The following is a 14,870-nucleotide window of genomic DNA, read 5'->3' on the forward strand; positions in this document are numbered from 1 at the left end:
CATTTGTCTCGAAGGCGTGGCACTGTACCACAGGCTTCGAGACAGCGCTAAAGCGCTTCCTCAGCCCGAACGATATTGTGAAATATAGAAATTTAATTCCTTAGCTTGACGGCTATGGGCTTTACAGCCCAACCTACGTTTTTTTATACGGCATTTAGCATAATTTGCGACCGCATTCGGTGTATTCGTGAACGGACTGTGCCTGCCGGGCATTTTAGCCGGCTTGCGATTTGATCGTAATTTAGTCCGGTTATCACATGCAAATAGAAACAGCGTTGGGATTCAGGTGAAAAATGTTCCACTACTTTATATACGCTTTCGCTTAACTCCAGCCCTATCAGGTTCGCTTCCGGGGAGTTAGCGTCATCAAATAGCTCTGGCGTTTCTACCTGGCTGAATTCAATTTTTTTAGAACGGTAGTAATTTTTTATAGTGTTTTGTGTGATCTGATAGAGCCAGGTTTTAAAACTTGATGTCTGATTAAAGTTTTTTATAAAACGAAAAACCTTAAGGCATACTTCCTGCATTAAGTCCTTAGCTTCATTATAATCCGAAATCTGCGAGCAGATTTGTGCGTAGATTTTCAACCGATAGCGTTTAAGTAATTTATCAATGGCCACACGCTGCCCATTTCTTGCCATAATTACCAGTTCGGTATCATTTGTTGTATTCATGATGGCATTCCATTAATCCTCTTGATTAAATTATCGACACAAATTATTCATTCTTTAATTGATGCGTTGTTAATCTGGCAAGGATATGAAGAATTCGGCGATCATCTGCAGAGATTTGATCCTTAAAAATCACAAGTTTGCGTGCGGTATTTTCACCTGTCAACTTCACCAGAAAAAAAATACCGCCATCAATCAATATCTGATGGGTGGTATATACTGCGGCAATGCCGGTTGTTTCAAACATGGTCCATTTATTCCCTTTGTATTCCAGCTTATCCAGATTGGGATAAGTTTTTTTTCGTTTTAATAGTACCAGCAGATAAAGCATTAGCACAAAGCCTAATCCAAATTTAACCGATAGAGGTAAGGATGAATTAAGCAGCGCTGCTATTGCCAATCCATAAATAAACAGGCAAGTGCGGATGTAATAGCCGGAATCACTAAATGTGACTGTGCAGTTTGACCAATTCAACAATTGAAAGCATCTCTTTGTCAGTTGGAAAATGGCTGTCAATCAGCCAGCTATACAACTCAGGATCAGGTGTAAGCAACAGTTTTTCAAAGCTCAGTATTTGCGGTTCGGCAAGATTATCGAGCTTATTGTCAATGAAACGGTTAAGAATCAAATCCAGTTCGAGCATCCCTCGTCTACATTGCCATTTAATTTTTGCTTTTCTCGCTGCTTCAATCATCATAAACTCGATTGTCAAAGTGAGTAATATTACATTAAACTGCCTTTTTTTAGCAATTGGGTAATCATAAGCAATGTATAAATATACAATCAACGGACGAGACTATTCTGCCATTTTACCAATAGAAGAAGAACTTGCTGTCGACGCGGGCAAGAATTATTTATTTGATCTTTCATACCTGACAATTATTGCTCTCGAAGGAGCCAATGCTGCGGCCTTTCTACAGGGGCAGCTGACCTGCGATGTGACCAAGGTTGGCATTGATACTATCCGACAAGGTTTATTCTGTAACCTGAAAGGACGTATTCTGGCATCAACTGATGTGATTAGCTGGCAGGGTTATAAACTGGTTATACCCGCTGATCTTGCCGCAGATACGCATAAATCACTGGCAACTGCTGCCATGTTATCGCGGGTAAGTATGAGTCAATGTGGCGATTATGCAATCTGGGGACTGTACTGCCCTGACAAAAACAATATCTCTTTACCAGAGCTGCAACTGCCTGAACCCTATTGTTTACACGATAATGGCCGTATGTGCTGTTATTCTATAGCTGATGACTTTTATATCATGGCTGTTAAAAAAGAACATTCTGTCGATTTAACAACCAATACAGACACTGAAGTACGCGGCTCATTGGCATGGCACATGCTGCAACTACAACGGCCCCGCATTGAAATTTACCCGTCAACCAGAGGATTATTTCTGCCGCATCGCCTTGATCTTCATAAGCATAATTACATCAGTTTTAATAAAGGGTGCTATAAAGGCCAGGAAATTATTGCCCGAACTCATTATCGAGCTAAATTAAAACATGACTTAAAGACTTTTGAAATTGTTAGCTCTGAACCTGTTAATGCTGGGATGAAGTTGTTTGCGCCTGATAGCGCTGATGTTGAAGTTGGTGAGATTGTTGATATCTGCCCTGTAGGAAACAACCGCTATTTGATGGCTGTTTCAATTTTAGTTGAGCATCCAGCCGAGGCAAGGTTAGAAAACAGTGCAGAATTAATAAAATTGATGCAGGTTGGGCTGTAAAGTCCATAGCCGTCAAGCTAAGGAATTAAATTTCTACATTTCACAACATCGTTCGGGCTGAGGAAGCGCTTTAGCGCTGTCTCGAAGCCTGTGGTACAGTGCCAAGCCTTCGAGACAAATGCTCCGCATTTTCCTCAGGCCGAACGAAAATGGGCTGTAAAGCTGGGCAATCCTATTTTGATTTAGAAGGACATTTCGGCAACATCCGACGCAGAACATCATCCTTGTCAATAAAATGATGCTTTAATGCTCCAGCAACATGCAGAACCAGCAATCCAAGAATAATCCAGGCTATTATTGTATGAGCCTGATTCATAAAAGAAGCCAGCTCTTTATCTAATGGGATGCCGGGGAACGGCAAGGAGAATAAACCAAAGTAACTTGGAATGTATCCTTCTGCCGTTGCCATAATCCAGCCGCATAAGGGCATCAGGATCACAAAGAGGTACAATGAACCTTGAACGGTATGCGCCAGAATCTTTTCCCATTTTGGCATATGTACCGGTAATGCCGGCCTGCCATATCGTATAATCCAGAGCACTCTGAGCAGCATGGCAAATAGAACCGTAATACCCAGTGATTTATGCACGGTAAATGCCATACCTATATATTGCTCGGGAACATCGGAAAGAAAAAAACTGATTGGCAGCATAAAAATAATTATGATAGCAATAAACCAGTGGAAAAATTTGGAACCTTTTGTGTAGCTTGTCATTTCCGTATTTTCTATCATTTTTTTCCTTAAAACAAAAGTGTGATGAAATTATTCAAGTTTAAAATATCCCTGCTATTCTCGCGCTGGCCTGAATAACAGGGGTTCTTCCTAATATCTTTTTGTTGGGTCAAACGACCCAACCTACTCGGCGAGCTCTTCGCATTTTGACATCTGCAGAGTGGTCTGGGTTAAATCCAGCAACTCTCTCACTGCCACAAAGAACATTGTGTAATTTAACACAGTTGTTGCTTTTAAGTCAGTCAAAATATGACGCCAGCGTTCGATTAACCCTGCGTGCTTGCTCGACCACTCGCTGAAGCATTTCATATAGTCTTTTTTATTATCATCAAGACTGATAATCCCTGATGTGAGCTGGCGTTGCTGCCAATCCAAATCATCCCTCAGCGATTCACGCGACAGAATTTCCCAGGTGTTATCAACCGGATGGGCAATAATCTGTGATCTAATCCAGGATAGATCAAGATATTCACCAATGCCAAAATAAACCTCAGCAACTCTGCTTACGCTAATATTCTGCTCACACGCGACATCAATTATATCCATTGCAGAGAACATGGAGCGGGTAACAGTCAATTCATGAGCAAATTCGGCAGAAATACCCTGTTCAATGTACTGATTATAGTGCTCATCATAATTCGCCCGGTTATGTTCGCCAAAGATTTCCGGAATCGCTTTTTTGAGTTCCGTCACGCCTTTGCCATACATTTCAACCGATTTGGTGATATTAAGACCTGAGCGCTGGGTACGCAGGAACCAGCGAGTAACCCGCCGCATTAAACGAACATAATGCATGACCAGTTCAGTTTGCTTTTCTGCAGTTATCCTGCTTTCCAATGCTTCGAGCTGTTTCCATATTCCTTCGATACCAAGTACATCTCTTGCCAGCATGTAGGCACGTACAATTGCGGAAACTGGTGCGCCGACTTCATCCTGCATACGGTAAATAAACGAAAATACCATTTCATTAATAATAATATTGCTTAATTTGGTAGCAATAATTTCGCGTTTCAACGGATGCTTTTCCATCGCAGCTTTGTATGTCTGCTGCAAGGGTTTTGGAAATGAACTGACCAGTACTGAGTCAAAGTAAGGATCTTCAGGAACATCTGTTGACAGAATCTGTTCTTTCAGAATTGTCTTACTGTAGCAGAGCAAAACTGCAATTTCAGGGCGAGTCAAACCAAGACCTTGCAATTTACGCTCAGCCAGGACTTTTTCGTCCGGTAAAAATTCGAGAGCACGATTGAGCTTACCATTGCGCTCAAGCTCATTAATATAGCGGGTATGCAGATCAAGCAAACGCAATGATTGCGAAGCGGTAAAGCTGATTGCTCTGGTTTGAACAAAGTTATCCCGCAAAACTATCGCAGCAACTTCATCAGTCATTTCGCCCAGTAACTCATTACGCTGTTTCAACGTCATGTCGCCCGCAGTGATAACGCTGTTGAGCAGAATCTTGATGTTTACTTCTTTATCCGAACAGCTTACACCGGCAGAATTGTCAATAAAATCAGTATAAATCAGACCGCCATTCTGAGCATATTCAATACGCGCCAGCTGAGTTAAACCAAGATTACCGCCTTCGCCAACCACTTTACAACGCAGTTGCCGGGCATTAATACGGGTTGCGTCATTAGTACGATCGCCTACGTCAGTATGGGTTTCACTTTGCGCTTTCACAAAAGTACCAATACCGGCACTCCAGAGCAAATCGACCCTGGCTCGTAAAATAGCCCGGATCAACTCATTAGGCTCAATCTCATCCTGCGCAATATCAAAACATTCTTTCATCTCAGCACTGACCGGAATTGATTTCGCATTACGATTGAATACGCCGCCCCCTCTTGAAATCAGAGCTTTATCGTAATCAGACCAGCTTGAGCGCGGCAAATGGAACATGCGCTCGCGTTCTGTAAAACTTGTTTCCGGATCTGGATTAGGATCAACAAAAATATGGATATGATTGAAGGCGCCGACCAGTTTAATATGACGTGACAGCAGCATACCATTTCCGAATACGTCCCCTGACATATCACCAATACCAACTACGGTAAAATCGGTGGTTGCAATGTCAACATTCATCTCATAGAAGTGGCGCGTTACTGATTCCCAGGCGCCGCGCGCCGTAATCCCCATCTTCTTATGGTCATAACCCACTGAACCGCCTGATGCGAAAGCATCACCAAGCCAAAAACCATAATCAAGCGAAATAGCGTTTGCGATATCCGAGAATGTTGCCGTTCCCTTGTCAGCCGCTACCACCAAATAAGGATCGTCTTCGTCAAACGAGATAACTTTTTCAGGTTTGATGACCAGACCGTCTTTATAATTATCGGTAATATCAAGTAAGCCGCGAATAAAATTCTGATAGCATGCAATACCTTCAGCGATGATTTCTTCACGGCTGCCAGTAACAGGCAATTGTTTTGGCACAAAACCACCCTTCGCCCCGGAAGGTACAATAACCGCGTTTTTAACCTGTTGCGCTTTCATCAGGCCCAGGATTTCCGTACGGAAATCCTCTCTGCGATCTGACCAACGGATACCCCCACGCGCTACTTTACCTCCGCGCAGGTGAACCCCTTCAAAACGCGGGGAATAAATAAAGATCTCATACAACGGATGCGGCTTGGGCAGCTTGGGAATCGATTTGCTGACCAGCTTAATAGAAATATACGATTTAGGCTTGCCTTCGCTGTCAGTCTGATAAAAATTAGTTCTGACAGTTGCTGAAATTGCATGAATGTATTGTCTGATAATCTTGTCTTCATCCAGATTTGATACCGAATCAAGCGCAGCGAAGATTTCATTAATCTTATTGGTAAAATCATCTTCCCGGCTTGTCGAAACTGCTGGATTAAAGCGGATTTCAAACAACTGTACCAGTTTACGCGCAATAACCGCATTATTATACAATGCTTTTTCGATATAATCCTGACTGAATGTGAAGGCTATTTGTTTAAAATATTTGGCATAGGTACGAAGTACGGCCACTTCTCTCCAATTGAGACCCGCAGCGAGAACCAGTTGGTTAAAGCCGTCATTTTCAGCATCGCCCTGCCAGATACTGGCCAATGCGTTCTGGAAAAGATCTTTGATTTCATCTATCTCAAATTCATTAGCATGGGTGTACTGTAAGGCAAAGTCATTAATCCAGGTTATTTTGCCGTCATCAAATTTCAGGACATAAGGACGCTCACTAATCGCCTTCATACCCAGATTTTCAACAATAGGAATCACATCAGACAGTGGAATAGTATTATCATGCTGATAGATTTTCAGCCTGAAACTGTCAGGCCGTTCATCCATTGGACGGTAAAAATTGATAACCAGCGGATTTTCGCTATCGATTGCTTCAATATGTTTGATATCGTAAACAGCAGTTCTGGGTGAGAAATTATCTCGATATGCCCCTGGGAATGCCCCTTTATAATAGCCAAACAACCGGTTAGCCGTTTCCTCACCGACGTTTTCAGCCAGATAATGTTGTAAATCATCAGTCCATGAGCGGCCAACCTCAATAAGCTTCTGCTCAACCTCTTTAAAATCCCATTGTGTATTATCTTTAGGATCAGTGCGCACAATAAAGTGGATACGCGCTAATACCGAATCAGAGAACCAGGTTGTAAAGGTAATATCCGTAGAGTGGAAACTGTCGCTTAAAACCTTTTGCATTGCCTGCCTAAGCTCAGTATTAAAGCGATCTTTAGGTACATAAACCAGACAGGACACAAAACGGCGGTAAACATCTGTTCGTGCAAACAGACGTATTCTTCGGCGCTCCTGCACGTAGTAAATGCCCATGGCGATTTCAAGCAGCTCTTCTTCTGATGCCTGGATTAAATCATCGCGCGGCAATGTTTCTAAAATGTTCAGCAACACTTTTGCCGCATGGCCGCCTGGCGCCAGTTGCGAATTAGTCATTACCCGCTCTACTTTGTGGCGTAGAAACGGAATATGTTTGGGATTGGTATTGTAAGCCGCTGATGTGTAAAGACCAATGATTCTAAGCTCGCCAATCACCTGACCCTCTTTATTAAAGCGTTTGACGCCAATGTAGTCGGTATAGGCACTGCGATGTACGGTCGCCTCAGTATTTGTTTTAAACAGCATTACCAATGAACGTGCGGATAAAGTCAGTTCACGCGCTTCTGCAGGCAAAGCTGAAATATTTTTAACACTGGATTTGCTCATCGAGGCGCGTAATACGCCAAGTCCCGTTTCCGGCAATGGTTGCAGTATGGTTTCCTTGCCTTTATGAACCAGCTCATAATCACGGATACCCAGGAAAGTAAAATGATGGTCTTCAATCCAGTTCAGAAACTCAATAGTCTCATCAATTTCGCTTTTATCCAGAAAAGCCCTTGCCGCATTCAACTCACCAATCACTTCGCGCACTTTGGCGCGCATTGCCGGCCAGTCTTCGACCACGACCCTGTTATCCTCAAGAACACGCTCAAAGCTACGATGAAGTTCTCCCAGAACAGCCGGATCTGTCTGTCTGTCTATTTCAATAAAAATGGCTGCTTCAACCGAAACGGATTGCGCATTACTGCTGCCGCGAGGCAGTATTTCAGTAACATGGCCGGCTTCATCACGGGTTACACACAAACTGCCCATGTGAATAACCAGGTGAGATACCAAACCTAAACGGTTAATCACCATCCGCAGAGAATCAACCAGAAATGGCATATCATCCATAATGATTTCAACTACGGTATGAGTTGTTTGCCAACCGTGACGCTCAAACTCGGGATTATAAATACGGATTTTGGTTTCATGAGGCTTGCGTTGCTGGATCAGCGACCAATAATTAACCGCAGCACCATATAAGTCATCAATATCCCATTCAGAAAGGTCTTCCATGGCAACAGTACTGAAGAACTGACGCACGAATTGAGTGCATAAATGAGCTTGATCCGGACTCATTTTCTGGTTTAGTTTATTAACCACTGCCTCAATGACTAAATCTTTACCTTCTTCGAATTTATATGACATTCAAGTACCTCAATTAGGCCCAAATAATTTGGGGCGAATTATATACCTATCTCAGCAAATTTAGCGAGAACTTAGCTGGCTAATATTACGTTTTTTTTATCAGGCGATATAAACCCGGGTATCGCATTTTACCCAGTCCGCTAATTCAATGATGTCGCTATTGCGCATGCGGATACATCCCCGAGATCCTGGTTTGCCTAATTCTGTTGTATCAGGCGTACCGTGAATGTAAATGTAACGCTTTAAACTATCTACTTCGCCGCCTTTATTCTGTCCGTGTTCCAGACCGTCCAATTGTAAAATCCGGGTCAAGATCCAGTCCCTGTCAGGATTAGCTGCCGCCAGTTCCGGGCTATAAATTTCACCTGTCCATTGCCGCGAGACAAAAACACTGTTAATGGCAGACTCAAGGCCTATACGTGAATAAATGCGATGCCAGCCGCGAGGCGTCTTTTCACTGCCCTTCTGCTCACCCATACCATTCTTGCCGGTTGAAACTGCGTAGGATTTGTAGATTTTATCCTGGGCAAAACAATGCATACGCTGCGTAGTGGAGCAGATAAAAATAAATTGCGATTGTTTGCGTTTATTTGTCATTTTATTGCAACCGTTTTAGTGTTTACAAATTCCAATATCCCTTCACGTGACAGCTCGCGCCCATGTCCGGAACATTTTATGCCCCCAAAAGGCACGCGCGGATCTGAAGCAACAAACGAATTCACAAAGCAGGTTCCGGCTTCAACAAGATTGGCTGCAATGTATTCCCCATGCGCGATGTCACTGGTAAAAACTGCCGCACCTAATCCATACCGGCTCAGATTAGCCAGCTCAATAGCCTGTTGTTCATTGCCGGCACGGATAATCACAATTACCGGTCCAAATAATTCCTGATCAAATGCCGGGATACCAGGTTTTACATTTAATAATAAAGTAGGCGGGTAATAATATCCTTCACCAGAAGGAATTTCGCCGCCGCAAACTAACTCCGCACCCTGAGATACACTCTCAACTACCTGCTGATGAAGCTTATCTCTTAAATCCTTACGGGCCATAGGTCCTATGGCGGAGCTATCTGACGCAGGATCAGACGGGATATAATTAGCCATCAGGGCGGTTATACGCTTAACCAATTGATCGTGGATATTCTCGTCTACAATAATGCGTTTAGCGGCGATGCAAACCTGTCCGCAATTATTTAATCTGGATGTGACAATTGCATTTGCAGCCTGCTCTATGTCAGCATCATGCAATATAATATAAGGGTCATTCCCGCCCAACTCCAAAACGGCTTTTTTCAGATTTGCAGCCGCCAGACTGCCTACCAGCCGTCCTGTTTGCTCGCTTCCGGTAAAACTGAGCGCTTTCACAGTATCGTGGGCAATAACTGTTGCTGCCTGATCATTATTTATAATCAAATGTTGAAAAATATGCGGCGGGAAGCCTGCATCAATAAATAATTGCATAATGGCATCACCAGCCCCCAGAGATATTGGCGCATGTTTTAATAACGCCGCATTCCCCGCCATTATAGTAGGTGCGGCAAAGCGAAATACCTGCCAAAATGGATAGTTCCAGGGCATAATAGCAAAAATAACCCCAAGCGGTCGATAGGTAACCAGTGTTTTAGCCATATTAGTTGCAATAGATCTTGGTTCTAAATACTGTTCCGCATGTTCTGCATAATGCCGGCATACCCAGGCACATTTTTCAATTTCCGCCCTGGATTGAGTAACAGGTTTTCCCATTTCGCGGGTAATGATTAATCCAAGTTCATCTCGTTTCCTGATCAACAAATCAGCCAAAGCAAGCATTAATCGGCTGCGATGTGCGAAATCGGTTTTTTTCCAGCTATTAAATGTTTTATCAGCTTGCAGAAGCGCTTGATCTAACGCGCTTTGATTCATAACCTCGTATGTTTGTAAAACTTCCTCGGTAGCCGGATTAATTGTTTGGTAGTTCATAATTCAGGTTCGGGTGATTAAAATATTAATTGATTATATACCATCATTAGAAAAACACATCTTTTCAATTAAAAGGCGCGGACTGGATTGTTTTTACTCAACGTCACTAAATTTTAATCGCAGTATATAATTTAACTGCTGAATAAAATCTTGTTGGGTCAAAACGACCCAACCTACAGATATATTCAGTAAGCCTTTTTAATTTTATTTAAGTATTGATTCTTGCGTATCTCATTCAATTATTGTTACTATTTTGTAATCGTATAACTATGCAATTATGCAATTACTTATGCATAAGACTTATTTGCATTACTGCAGGATAAAAAATGACGGATAAAAAAACAGGTTATCACCCATTACGCTATCTGTTCGCTTGGGGGGTGCATGTTTTTACTGCCAGTGCTGCCTGTGCTGGTTTAATGACTCTGGTCGAAATTTACCAACATAATTATCTCTATGCCCTTTGGTTTATGGCTATAGCAGTAATTATTGACGCAGTTGACGGCACACTGGCCAGGCTCGTTGGGGTAAAGGTTGTATTGCCTAAAATGGATGGCGCGCTGCTTGATAATATTGTCGACTACTTAAATTATGTTATCACGCCCTGCTTCTTTCTGTTTGTAAAAACAGAGATGCTGCCTTCATCTTTAGCCTTACCAATTATTATGGCCATTATCATCACCTCTGCCTATCAATTTTGCCAGGAAGACGCCAAAACACCGGATCATTTCTTTAAAGGATTTCCCTGTTACTGGAATATTGCTGTTTTCTATATGTTTATATTTGATACTTCCATGCAAACCAATGCAATCATACTGTCTGCCCTGTGCGTTTTGATCTTTATCCCCATAAAATATGTTTATCCCTCACGTCTGGATTATTTAACAGAGTCAAAATCCCTTAAATTGCTTATGCATGTCTTTTCAATAACCTATGGCGTATGTTCTGCAATCGTTTTATGGAGCTACCCTGCCAGTAATGCTGTTTGTATGGCTTTATCGCTTGGTTATATTGTAATGTATCTTGCATTGAGTTTTTATCGAACTTATTCGCCACTGCTGATATCGAAAATTGCAGCATATAAAGAGTAAAAAGCTATTTCACTTTGACTTTAAAATTATTAGAATAGCCAAAAAATTATTAAGTTAAGGGTCTTATGTCTATTGCTAAAAAAATTATTCCTTTTTCGGCCGCCATGCTTTTGGCTGCCAATTGTCAAGCTAATTCTTTTCCTCGCGGCTGCGAGGTAACTGGTTTTGGCTACAATGGAACAAATCTGGTCGTCAATGATCATGGTGATCAAGCGTTTTATTTAATCCAGAACCGTACTAACAGAACCATTGAACTGCAGCGGGTTGAAACACGTGATGTCTTTATGAGTCCTCCCCTGACAGCCAAACTGCAGCCAGCCAACTGGGCAGCTTTTGCTTCTGATGTGGAAAATCAGCATTTTCAATGTTTTTATATTCAGGAAGAAAATACTGAAAAAGTTGATTGCCGGGAAGTTTTAGATGTGTGCCAATACCCGCGCGCCAAATTTGCATTAAGCAACATGGGTAATTATTGGGTTTCAACCAATAAAACTCAACGGCAAGTGATCAACGATGCAGCTTCAAAAGGGATCTATTTACGCTGGTAATTTTTTGAGAAGTGTAAATAAAGATCGCATTTTTCTCTTTACAGGCGCAATTAGCGCCTGTATCACTATCTGGGGAATTTTAAACTTATTGTTAAAAATTATTAAGGATCTGAATTATGGCAAAAACTCCGTCTACAATGATATCACTTGGCACAGAAGCGCCAGACTTTTGTCTGTCAGATGTGGTTACTGGTAAAACTGTTTCGTTAAGCAAGAAAAATACGTATAAATCTACGGTCATTATGTTTATTTGTAACCATTGTCCTTATGTAAAGCATGTTATCGATCAACTTCCAAAACTTGCTGCGGATTATTCAGATAAGGGTGTTAATTTTATTGCAATTAGTTCTAATGATGTAGAAAACTATCCCGAGGATTCGCCTGAAAAAATGAAGTTACTAGCGGAATCACATGGGTTTGGCTTTCCTTATCTCTTTGATAGCTCTCAGGAAGTCGCTAAAGCTTATCATGCTGCTTGTACGCCAGACTTCTTTATTTATGATTCAGAACTTCGATTGGCCTATCGTGGACAATTGGATGACTCCCGGCCCGGCAATGCGATCCCCGTGACTGGAGACTCGATACGTCAGGCATTAGATGCGTTACTGAGTGGGCAGGCTGTTTCCAGCGACCAGAAGCCGAGTATAGGTTGTAATATTAAATGGAAAGAATAAAGCGGTATTGTGAATTTTCAATCATTTTTCAGGCTTGGAGTGCTTGAGAAAAAAAGCTTGTTGGGTCAAACGACCCAACCTACAAACGGGATGAACTTTTACTTGGAAGAAACAATCTGAACTTGCAGCTTGGCAATAACATCGCTGTGAACGTGAATTTCAACAACATAATCGCCGATAGAGTGAATTGGGCCCTGCGGCATTACGATTTCACGCTTGCTGACTTCGATTGATTTTTCTTTCAATGCTTCTTTAATTTCACTGGCACTGACAGAGCCATACAGTTTACCTTCGTCACTGGCCATTGCAGCGATAGTAACTGTTGTATCGTTCAGTTTTGCAGCTCTTTGTTCTGCTGTTGCAAGATTTTGTTGCGCTTTCTTTTCAAGATCAGCACGACGCTCTTCAAACAGTTTAATATTTTCAGGCGTTGCGAAAACTGCTTTGCTTTGTGGAATCAGGAAATTACGGCCATAACCTGGTTTAACATCAACTTTGTCACCCAGACTTCCCAAGTTTCTCACTTTTTCCAATAAAATTACTTGCATTTCTTCACCTCTTTTTTATTCCGCTGCCTTGGCAGGCAAGCGTAATCTGAAATTAACCAAACTATCCAATGACCCCAGGAAGACATAAACCGGAAGCATAATCTGAGGCACAACAATCAGTGGTGCAAACAACAGAACAATAGAGACTAATCTCCGCTGTTTTAATATGCTAAAACCAAGGCTTAGACTTGCAGCCATAAAATAGGTAACAATCAAGGGCAGGCAACTCACGACAGCTGCATTTTTCTGCCAAATACCTGCCAGCACGCCTATCAGGAGAATAACGCCCAGTTTACTGGCACGAAAAGCCAGCATTTCTTTACGGAAACCTTCCGGATAAAAAAGCATCGATTGAACATAGCGAGCTAATAATAATGATGACAGAGCCGAAACAATGATACTGAAGACCTTGACTCCCAACATATAACTGGCAAGTGCGGGTTTATTTATTCCCGCCTCGCTTATTAGCTGAGATAAGGCATCGTCCTGTCCGGCATTACTAATAACACTCACAATAAATTGATATTGCTGTTCAATATACTGGGGTGCTGCCAGATGAATAAGAGCAATTGACGACAAACCAGCAAAAAGCATAACAGTTGTTGTTATTTTCCAGCTTTCTGTCGCCCTTAGCAGAATGGCTCCACTGTATACCAGCACAAGCGTAGATAAAATCACAGGCGCAGCCTGAAACATATCGACAGTCATGCCTGCGGCAATCAATGTTGAAACTGCAGAAACAATTGTCAGCCTAGCGCCAAAGTACCAACCACGACGCAAAGTGACAAGCGCTGCTATAGCCAGCGAAACCCAGGCTCCTAAAGGCACAAAAGCCAGAACTGCAGTTACAAAAAGAGCGTACCTCTCATTCTGCAGCAAATACTGGCTTTGTCTGTGCAAAAAATTGCTCATTGCTAATGGATCTTAACGGTGGCTATCGCAATAAGGCAATAATCCCAGGAAACGCGCCCGTTTAATCGCTAATGCCAATTGGCGTTGGTGACGGGTCTGAGTTCCTGTAATTCTGCTTGGAACGATTTTACCGGTTTCAGTAATATATTCTCTTAAAGTTGCGATATCTTTGTAATCAATCGCAGCTGAATCTTCACCACTGAAACGCATTTTTTTACGACGAAAATGAGATGACATTCATAAACTCCTTAAGCTGCTCTGGTATCTTTATCTTTTTCTTTCTTCATTAACTGAGACTCGCCTGTGATAGCGTGCTTTTGGCTAATGATCAGATTTCTAAGAATTGCATCATTGAATTTAAAAGCATTTTTTATCTCGTTAAGAGCGTCTTGATTACATTCAATGTTCAGCAGAATATAATGTGCTTTATGAAGGTCTTTGATTGGATAGGCCAATTGACGGCGTCCCCAGTCTTCTTTACGGTGAATTTGACCGTCATGCTTGGTAATAATACCTTCATAACGCTCAACCATTGCAGGTACTTGCTCACTCTGATCGGGGTGAACAAGAAACACTATTTCATAATGTCTCATGGATTCTCCTTGTGGATTAAAGCCTTCTTTATTCTAATAAAGTAAGGCAAGGTTTTTTAAAAACGCCACAGTTTAACGTATTTTGCCTATTCAAGCAAATCATTATACACGTGTTCTAAAATTGCCATTAAAACCATTGCAATTAATACGGTCTTGCGATATAACTCACTAAAAAAAAAGAGATTTTCCATGGATATTGTTAATGTAGCTTTTGAAGAACCGTTGGTAATCCGTATAAATGATGAAATTGTTCAGGTTATTGCTTTCAAAACCCTTGAACATGGCAATATCAAATTTGGTGTAGAAGCGCCGCGCTCCATAAAAGTACACCGTGAAGAAATTTATCAAGCCATAAAACAGAAAGAGCAGGAAGCTGAAACTGCCTGACTCAAAGAGAATCAGGG

The 14,870-nt window shown here is 41.9% G+C and carries 16 protein-coding genes; 5 read left to right on the forward strand and 11 right to left on the reverse strand.

Annotated elements, in window-relative coordinates; translation table 11 throughout:
- Window positions 1-143: 143 nt before the first annotated feature.
- Genes ACFORL_RS09330 through ACFORL_RS09340 form a run of 3 tightly spaced genes read right to left on the reverse strand, consistent with a single transcriptional unit; the run spans window position 144 to window position 1,369 of the window.
- Window positions 144-674, reverse strand: a complete 531-nt coding sequence (locus ACFORL_RS09330; protein ID WP_382343330.1) for an RNA polymerase sigma factor — start codon at window positions 672-674, stop codon at window positions 144-146.
- A gap of 43 nt (window positions 675-717) precedes the next feature.
- Complete coding sequence (locus tag ACFORL_RS09335) at window positions 718-1,149, reverse strand: hypothetical protein (RefSeq protein WP_382343332.1); 432 nt, start codon at window positions 1,147-1,149, stop codon at window positions 718-720.
- Window positions 1,115-1,369, reverse strand: a complete 255-nt coding sequence (locus tag ACFORL_RS09340; RefSeq protein ID WP_382343334.1) for an FAD assembly factor SdhE — start codon at window positions 1,367-1,369, stop codon at window positions 1,115-1,117. Before ACFORL_RS09340 ends, ACFORL_RS09335 begins: the two co-directional genes overlap by 35 nt.
- A 70-nt stretch (window positions 1,370-1,439) precedes the next feature.
- Here ACFORL_RS09340 and ygfZ point away from each other — a divergent pair, with 70 nt between their 5' ends.
- Entirely contained in the window at window positions 1,440-2,405 is a 966-nt protein-coding gene (gene ygfZ, locus ACFORL_RS09345) for a CAF17-like 4Fe-4S cluster assembly/insertion protein YgfZ (protein ID WP_382343336.1), read from the forward strand.
- A 172-nt stretch (window positions 2,406-2,577) separates the two neighbouring features.
- Here the strand turns inward: ygfZ and ACFORL_RS09350 are convergent, their stop codons facing one another.
- The 4 genes from ACFORL_RS09350 to ACFORL_RS09365 all read right to left on the reverse strand — a co-directional run bounded on the left by ACFORL_RS09350 (window position 2,578) and on the right by ACFORL_RS09365 (window position 10,100).
- Window positions 2,578-3,138: a cytochrome b gene (locus ACFORL_RS09350; RefSeq protein WP_382343337.1), complete on the reverse strand. Its 561-nt coding sequence runs from the start codon at window positions 3,136-3,138 to the stop codon at window positions 2,578-2,580.
- Between the two features lie 123 nt (window positions 3,139-3,261).
- Complete coding sequence (locus ACFORL_RS09355) at window positions 3,262-8,139, reverse strand: NAD-glutamate dehydrogenase (RefSeq protein WP_382343339.1); 4,878 nt, start codon at window positions 8,137-8,139, stop codon at window positions 3,262-3,264.
- Between the two features lie 99 nt (window positions 8,140-8,238).
- Window positions 8,239-8,736: a L,D-transpeptidase family protein gene (locus ACFORL_RS09360; RefSeq protein WP_382343341.1), complete on the reverse strand. Its 498-nt coding sequence runs from the start codon at window positions 8,734-8,736 to the stop codon at window positions 8,239-8,241.
- Window positions 8,733-10,100, reverse strand: a complete 1,368-nt coding sequence (locus ACFORL_RS09365) for an NAD-dependent succinate-semialdehyde dehydrogenase (protein ID WP_382343343.1) — start codon at window positions 10,098-10,100, stop codon at window positions 8,733-8,735. The genes ACFORL_RS09360 and ACFORL_RS09365 overlap by 4 nt, the downstream gene beginning before the upstream one ends.
- Window positions 10,101-10,426: 326 nt before the next feature.
- Here ACFORL_RS09365 and pcsA point away from each other — a divergent pair, with 326 nt between their 5' ends.
- From pcsA to ACFORL_RS09380, 3 genes are all read left to right on the forward strand, one after another.
- Complete coding sequence (gene pcsA, locus ACFORL_RS09370; protein WP_382343345.1) at window positions 10,427-11,191, forward strand: phosphatidylcholine synthase; 765 nt, start codon at window positions 10,427-10,429, stop codon at window positions 11,189-11,191.
- 65 nt (window positions 11,192-11,256) lie between these two features.
- Window positions 11,257-11,739, forward strand: coding sequence for an enhanced entry protein EnhB (locus ACFORL_RS09375; protein WP_382343347.1), 483 nt, complete (start codon window positions 11,257-11,259; stop codon window positions 11,737-11,739).
- 116 nt (window positions 11,740-11,855) lie between these two features.
- A complete protein-coding gene (locus ACFORL_RS09380; protein WP_382343349.1) occupies window positions 11,856-12,413 on the forward strand; it encodes a thioredoxin family protein in 558 nt (185 codons plus the stop codon).
- Between the two features lie 98 nt (window positions 12,414-12,511).
- Here the strand turns inward: ACFORL_RS09380 and rplI are convergent, their stop codons facing one another.
- From rplI to rpsF, 4 genes are read right to left on the reverse strand one after another with little or no spacing between them, the layout of a single operon-like run.
- Complete coding sequence (gene rplI, locus ACFORL_RS09385; protein WP_382343351.1) at window positions 12,512-12,961, reverse strand: 50S ribosomal protein L9; 450 nt, start codon at window positions 12,959-12,961, stop codon at window positions 12,512-12,514.
- 15 nt (window positions 12,962-12,976) lie between these two features.
- Window positions 12,977-13,861, reverse strand: coding sequence for a hypothetical protein (locus ACFORL_RS09390; RefSeq protein WP_382343353.1), 885 nt, complete (start codon window positions 13,859-13,861; stop codon window positions 12,977-12,979).
- Window positions 13,862-13,885: 24 nt separating this feature from the next.
- Window positions 13,886-14,110, reverse strand: a complete 225-nt coding sequence (rpsR, locus tag ACFORL_RS09395; protein WP_382343355.1) for a 30S ribosomal protein S18 — start codon at window positions 14,108-14,110, stop codon at window positions 13,886-13,888.
- Window positions 14,111-14,121: 11 nt separating this feature from the next.
- A complete protein-coding gene (gene rpsF, locus ACFORL_RS09400; RefSeq protein WP_382343357.1) occupies window positions 14,122-14,466 on the reverse strand; it encodes a 30S ribosomal protein S6 in 345 nt (114 codons plus the stop codon).
- A gap of 189 nt (window positions 14,467-14,655) precedes the next feature.
- On the opposite strand from rpsF, the gene ACFORL_RS09405 reads away from it, so the two are divergent.
- On the forward strand, window positions 14,656-14,853 hold the full coding sequence (locus ACFORL_RS09405) for a carbon storage regulator (RefSeq protein ID WP_382343359.1): 198 nt from the start codon (window positions 14,656-14,658) through the stop codon (window positions 14,851-14,853).
- Window positions 14,854-14,870: the final 17 nt, after the last annotated feature.

The sequence above is a fragment of the Legionella dresdenensis genome (assembly GCF_042649825.1).
GTDB classification, from domain to species: Bacteria; Pseudomonadota; Gammaproteobacteria; order Legionellales; family Legionellaceae; genus Legionella_C; species Legionella_C dresdenensis.

Excerpts from the sequence above, each read along its gene's own strand:
- ACFORL_RS09360 (WP_382343341.1), bottom strand. The coding sequence starts at position 8,736 with ATGACAAATAAACGCAAACAATCGCAATTTATTTTTATCTGCTCCACT.
- ACFORL_RS09405 (WP_382343359.1), top strand. The coding sequence starts at position 14,656 with ATGGATATTGTTAATGTAGCTTTTGAAGAACCGTTGGTAATCCGTATA.
- ACFORL_RS09355 (WP_382343339.1), bottom strand. The coding sequence starts at position 8,139 with ATGTCATATAAATTCGAAGAAGGTAAAGATTTAGTCATTGAGGCAGTG.
- ACFORL_RS09350 (WP_382343337.1), bottom strand. The coding sequence starts at position 3,138 with ATGATAGAAAATACGGAAATGACAAGCTACACAAAAGGTTCCAAATTT.
- ACFORL_RS09340 (WP_382343334.1), bottom strand. The coding sequence starts at position 1,369 with ATGATGATTGAAGCAGCGAGAAAAGCAAAAATTAAATGGCAATGTAGA.
- ACFORL_RS09365 (WP_382343343.1), bottom strand. The coding sequence starts at position 10,100 with ATGAACTACCAAACAATTAATCCGGCTACCGAGGAAGTTTTACAAACA.
- ACFORL_RS09375 (WP_382343347.1), top strand. The coding sequence starts at position 11,257 with ATGTCTATTGCTAAAAAAATTATTCCTTTTTCGGCCGCCATGCTTTTG.
- rplI (WP_382343351.1), bottom strand. The coding sequence starts at position 12,961 with ATGCAAGTAATTTTATTGGAAAAAGTGAGAAACTTGGGAAGTCTGGGT.
- pcsA (WP_382343345.1), top strand. The coding sequence starts at position 10,427 with ATGACGGATAAAAAAACAGGTTATCACCCATTACGCTATCTGTTCGCT.
- rpsF (WP_382343357.1), bottom strand. The coding sequence starts at position 14,466 with ATGAGACATTATGAAATAGTGTTTCTTGTTCACCCCGATCAGAGTGAG.
- rpsR (WP_382343355.1), bottom strand. The coding sequence starts at position 14,110 with ATGTCATCTCATTTTCGTCGTAAAAAAATGCGTTTCAGTGGTGAAGAT.
- ACFORL_RS09330 (WP_382343330.1), bottom strand. The coding sequence starts at position 674 with ATGAATACAACAAATGATACCGAACTGGTAATTATGGCAAGAAATGGG.
- ygfZ (WP_382343336.1), top strand. The coding sequence starts at position 1,440 with ATGTATAAATATACAATCAACGGACGAGACTATTCTGCCATTTTACCA.
- ACFORL_RS09380 (WP_382343349.1), top strand. The coding sequence starts at position 11,856 with ATGGCAAAAACTCCGTCTACAATGATATCACTTGGCACAGAAGCGCCA.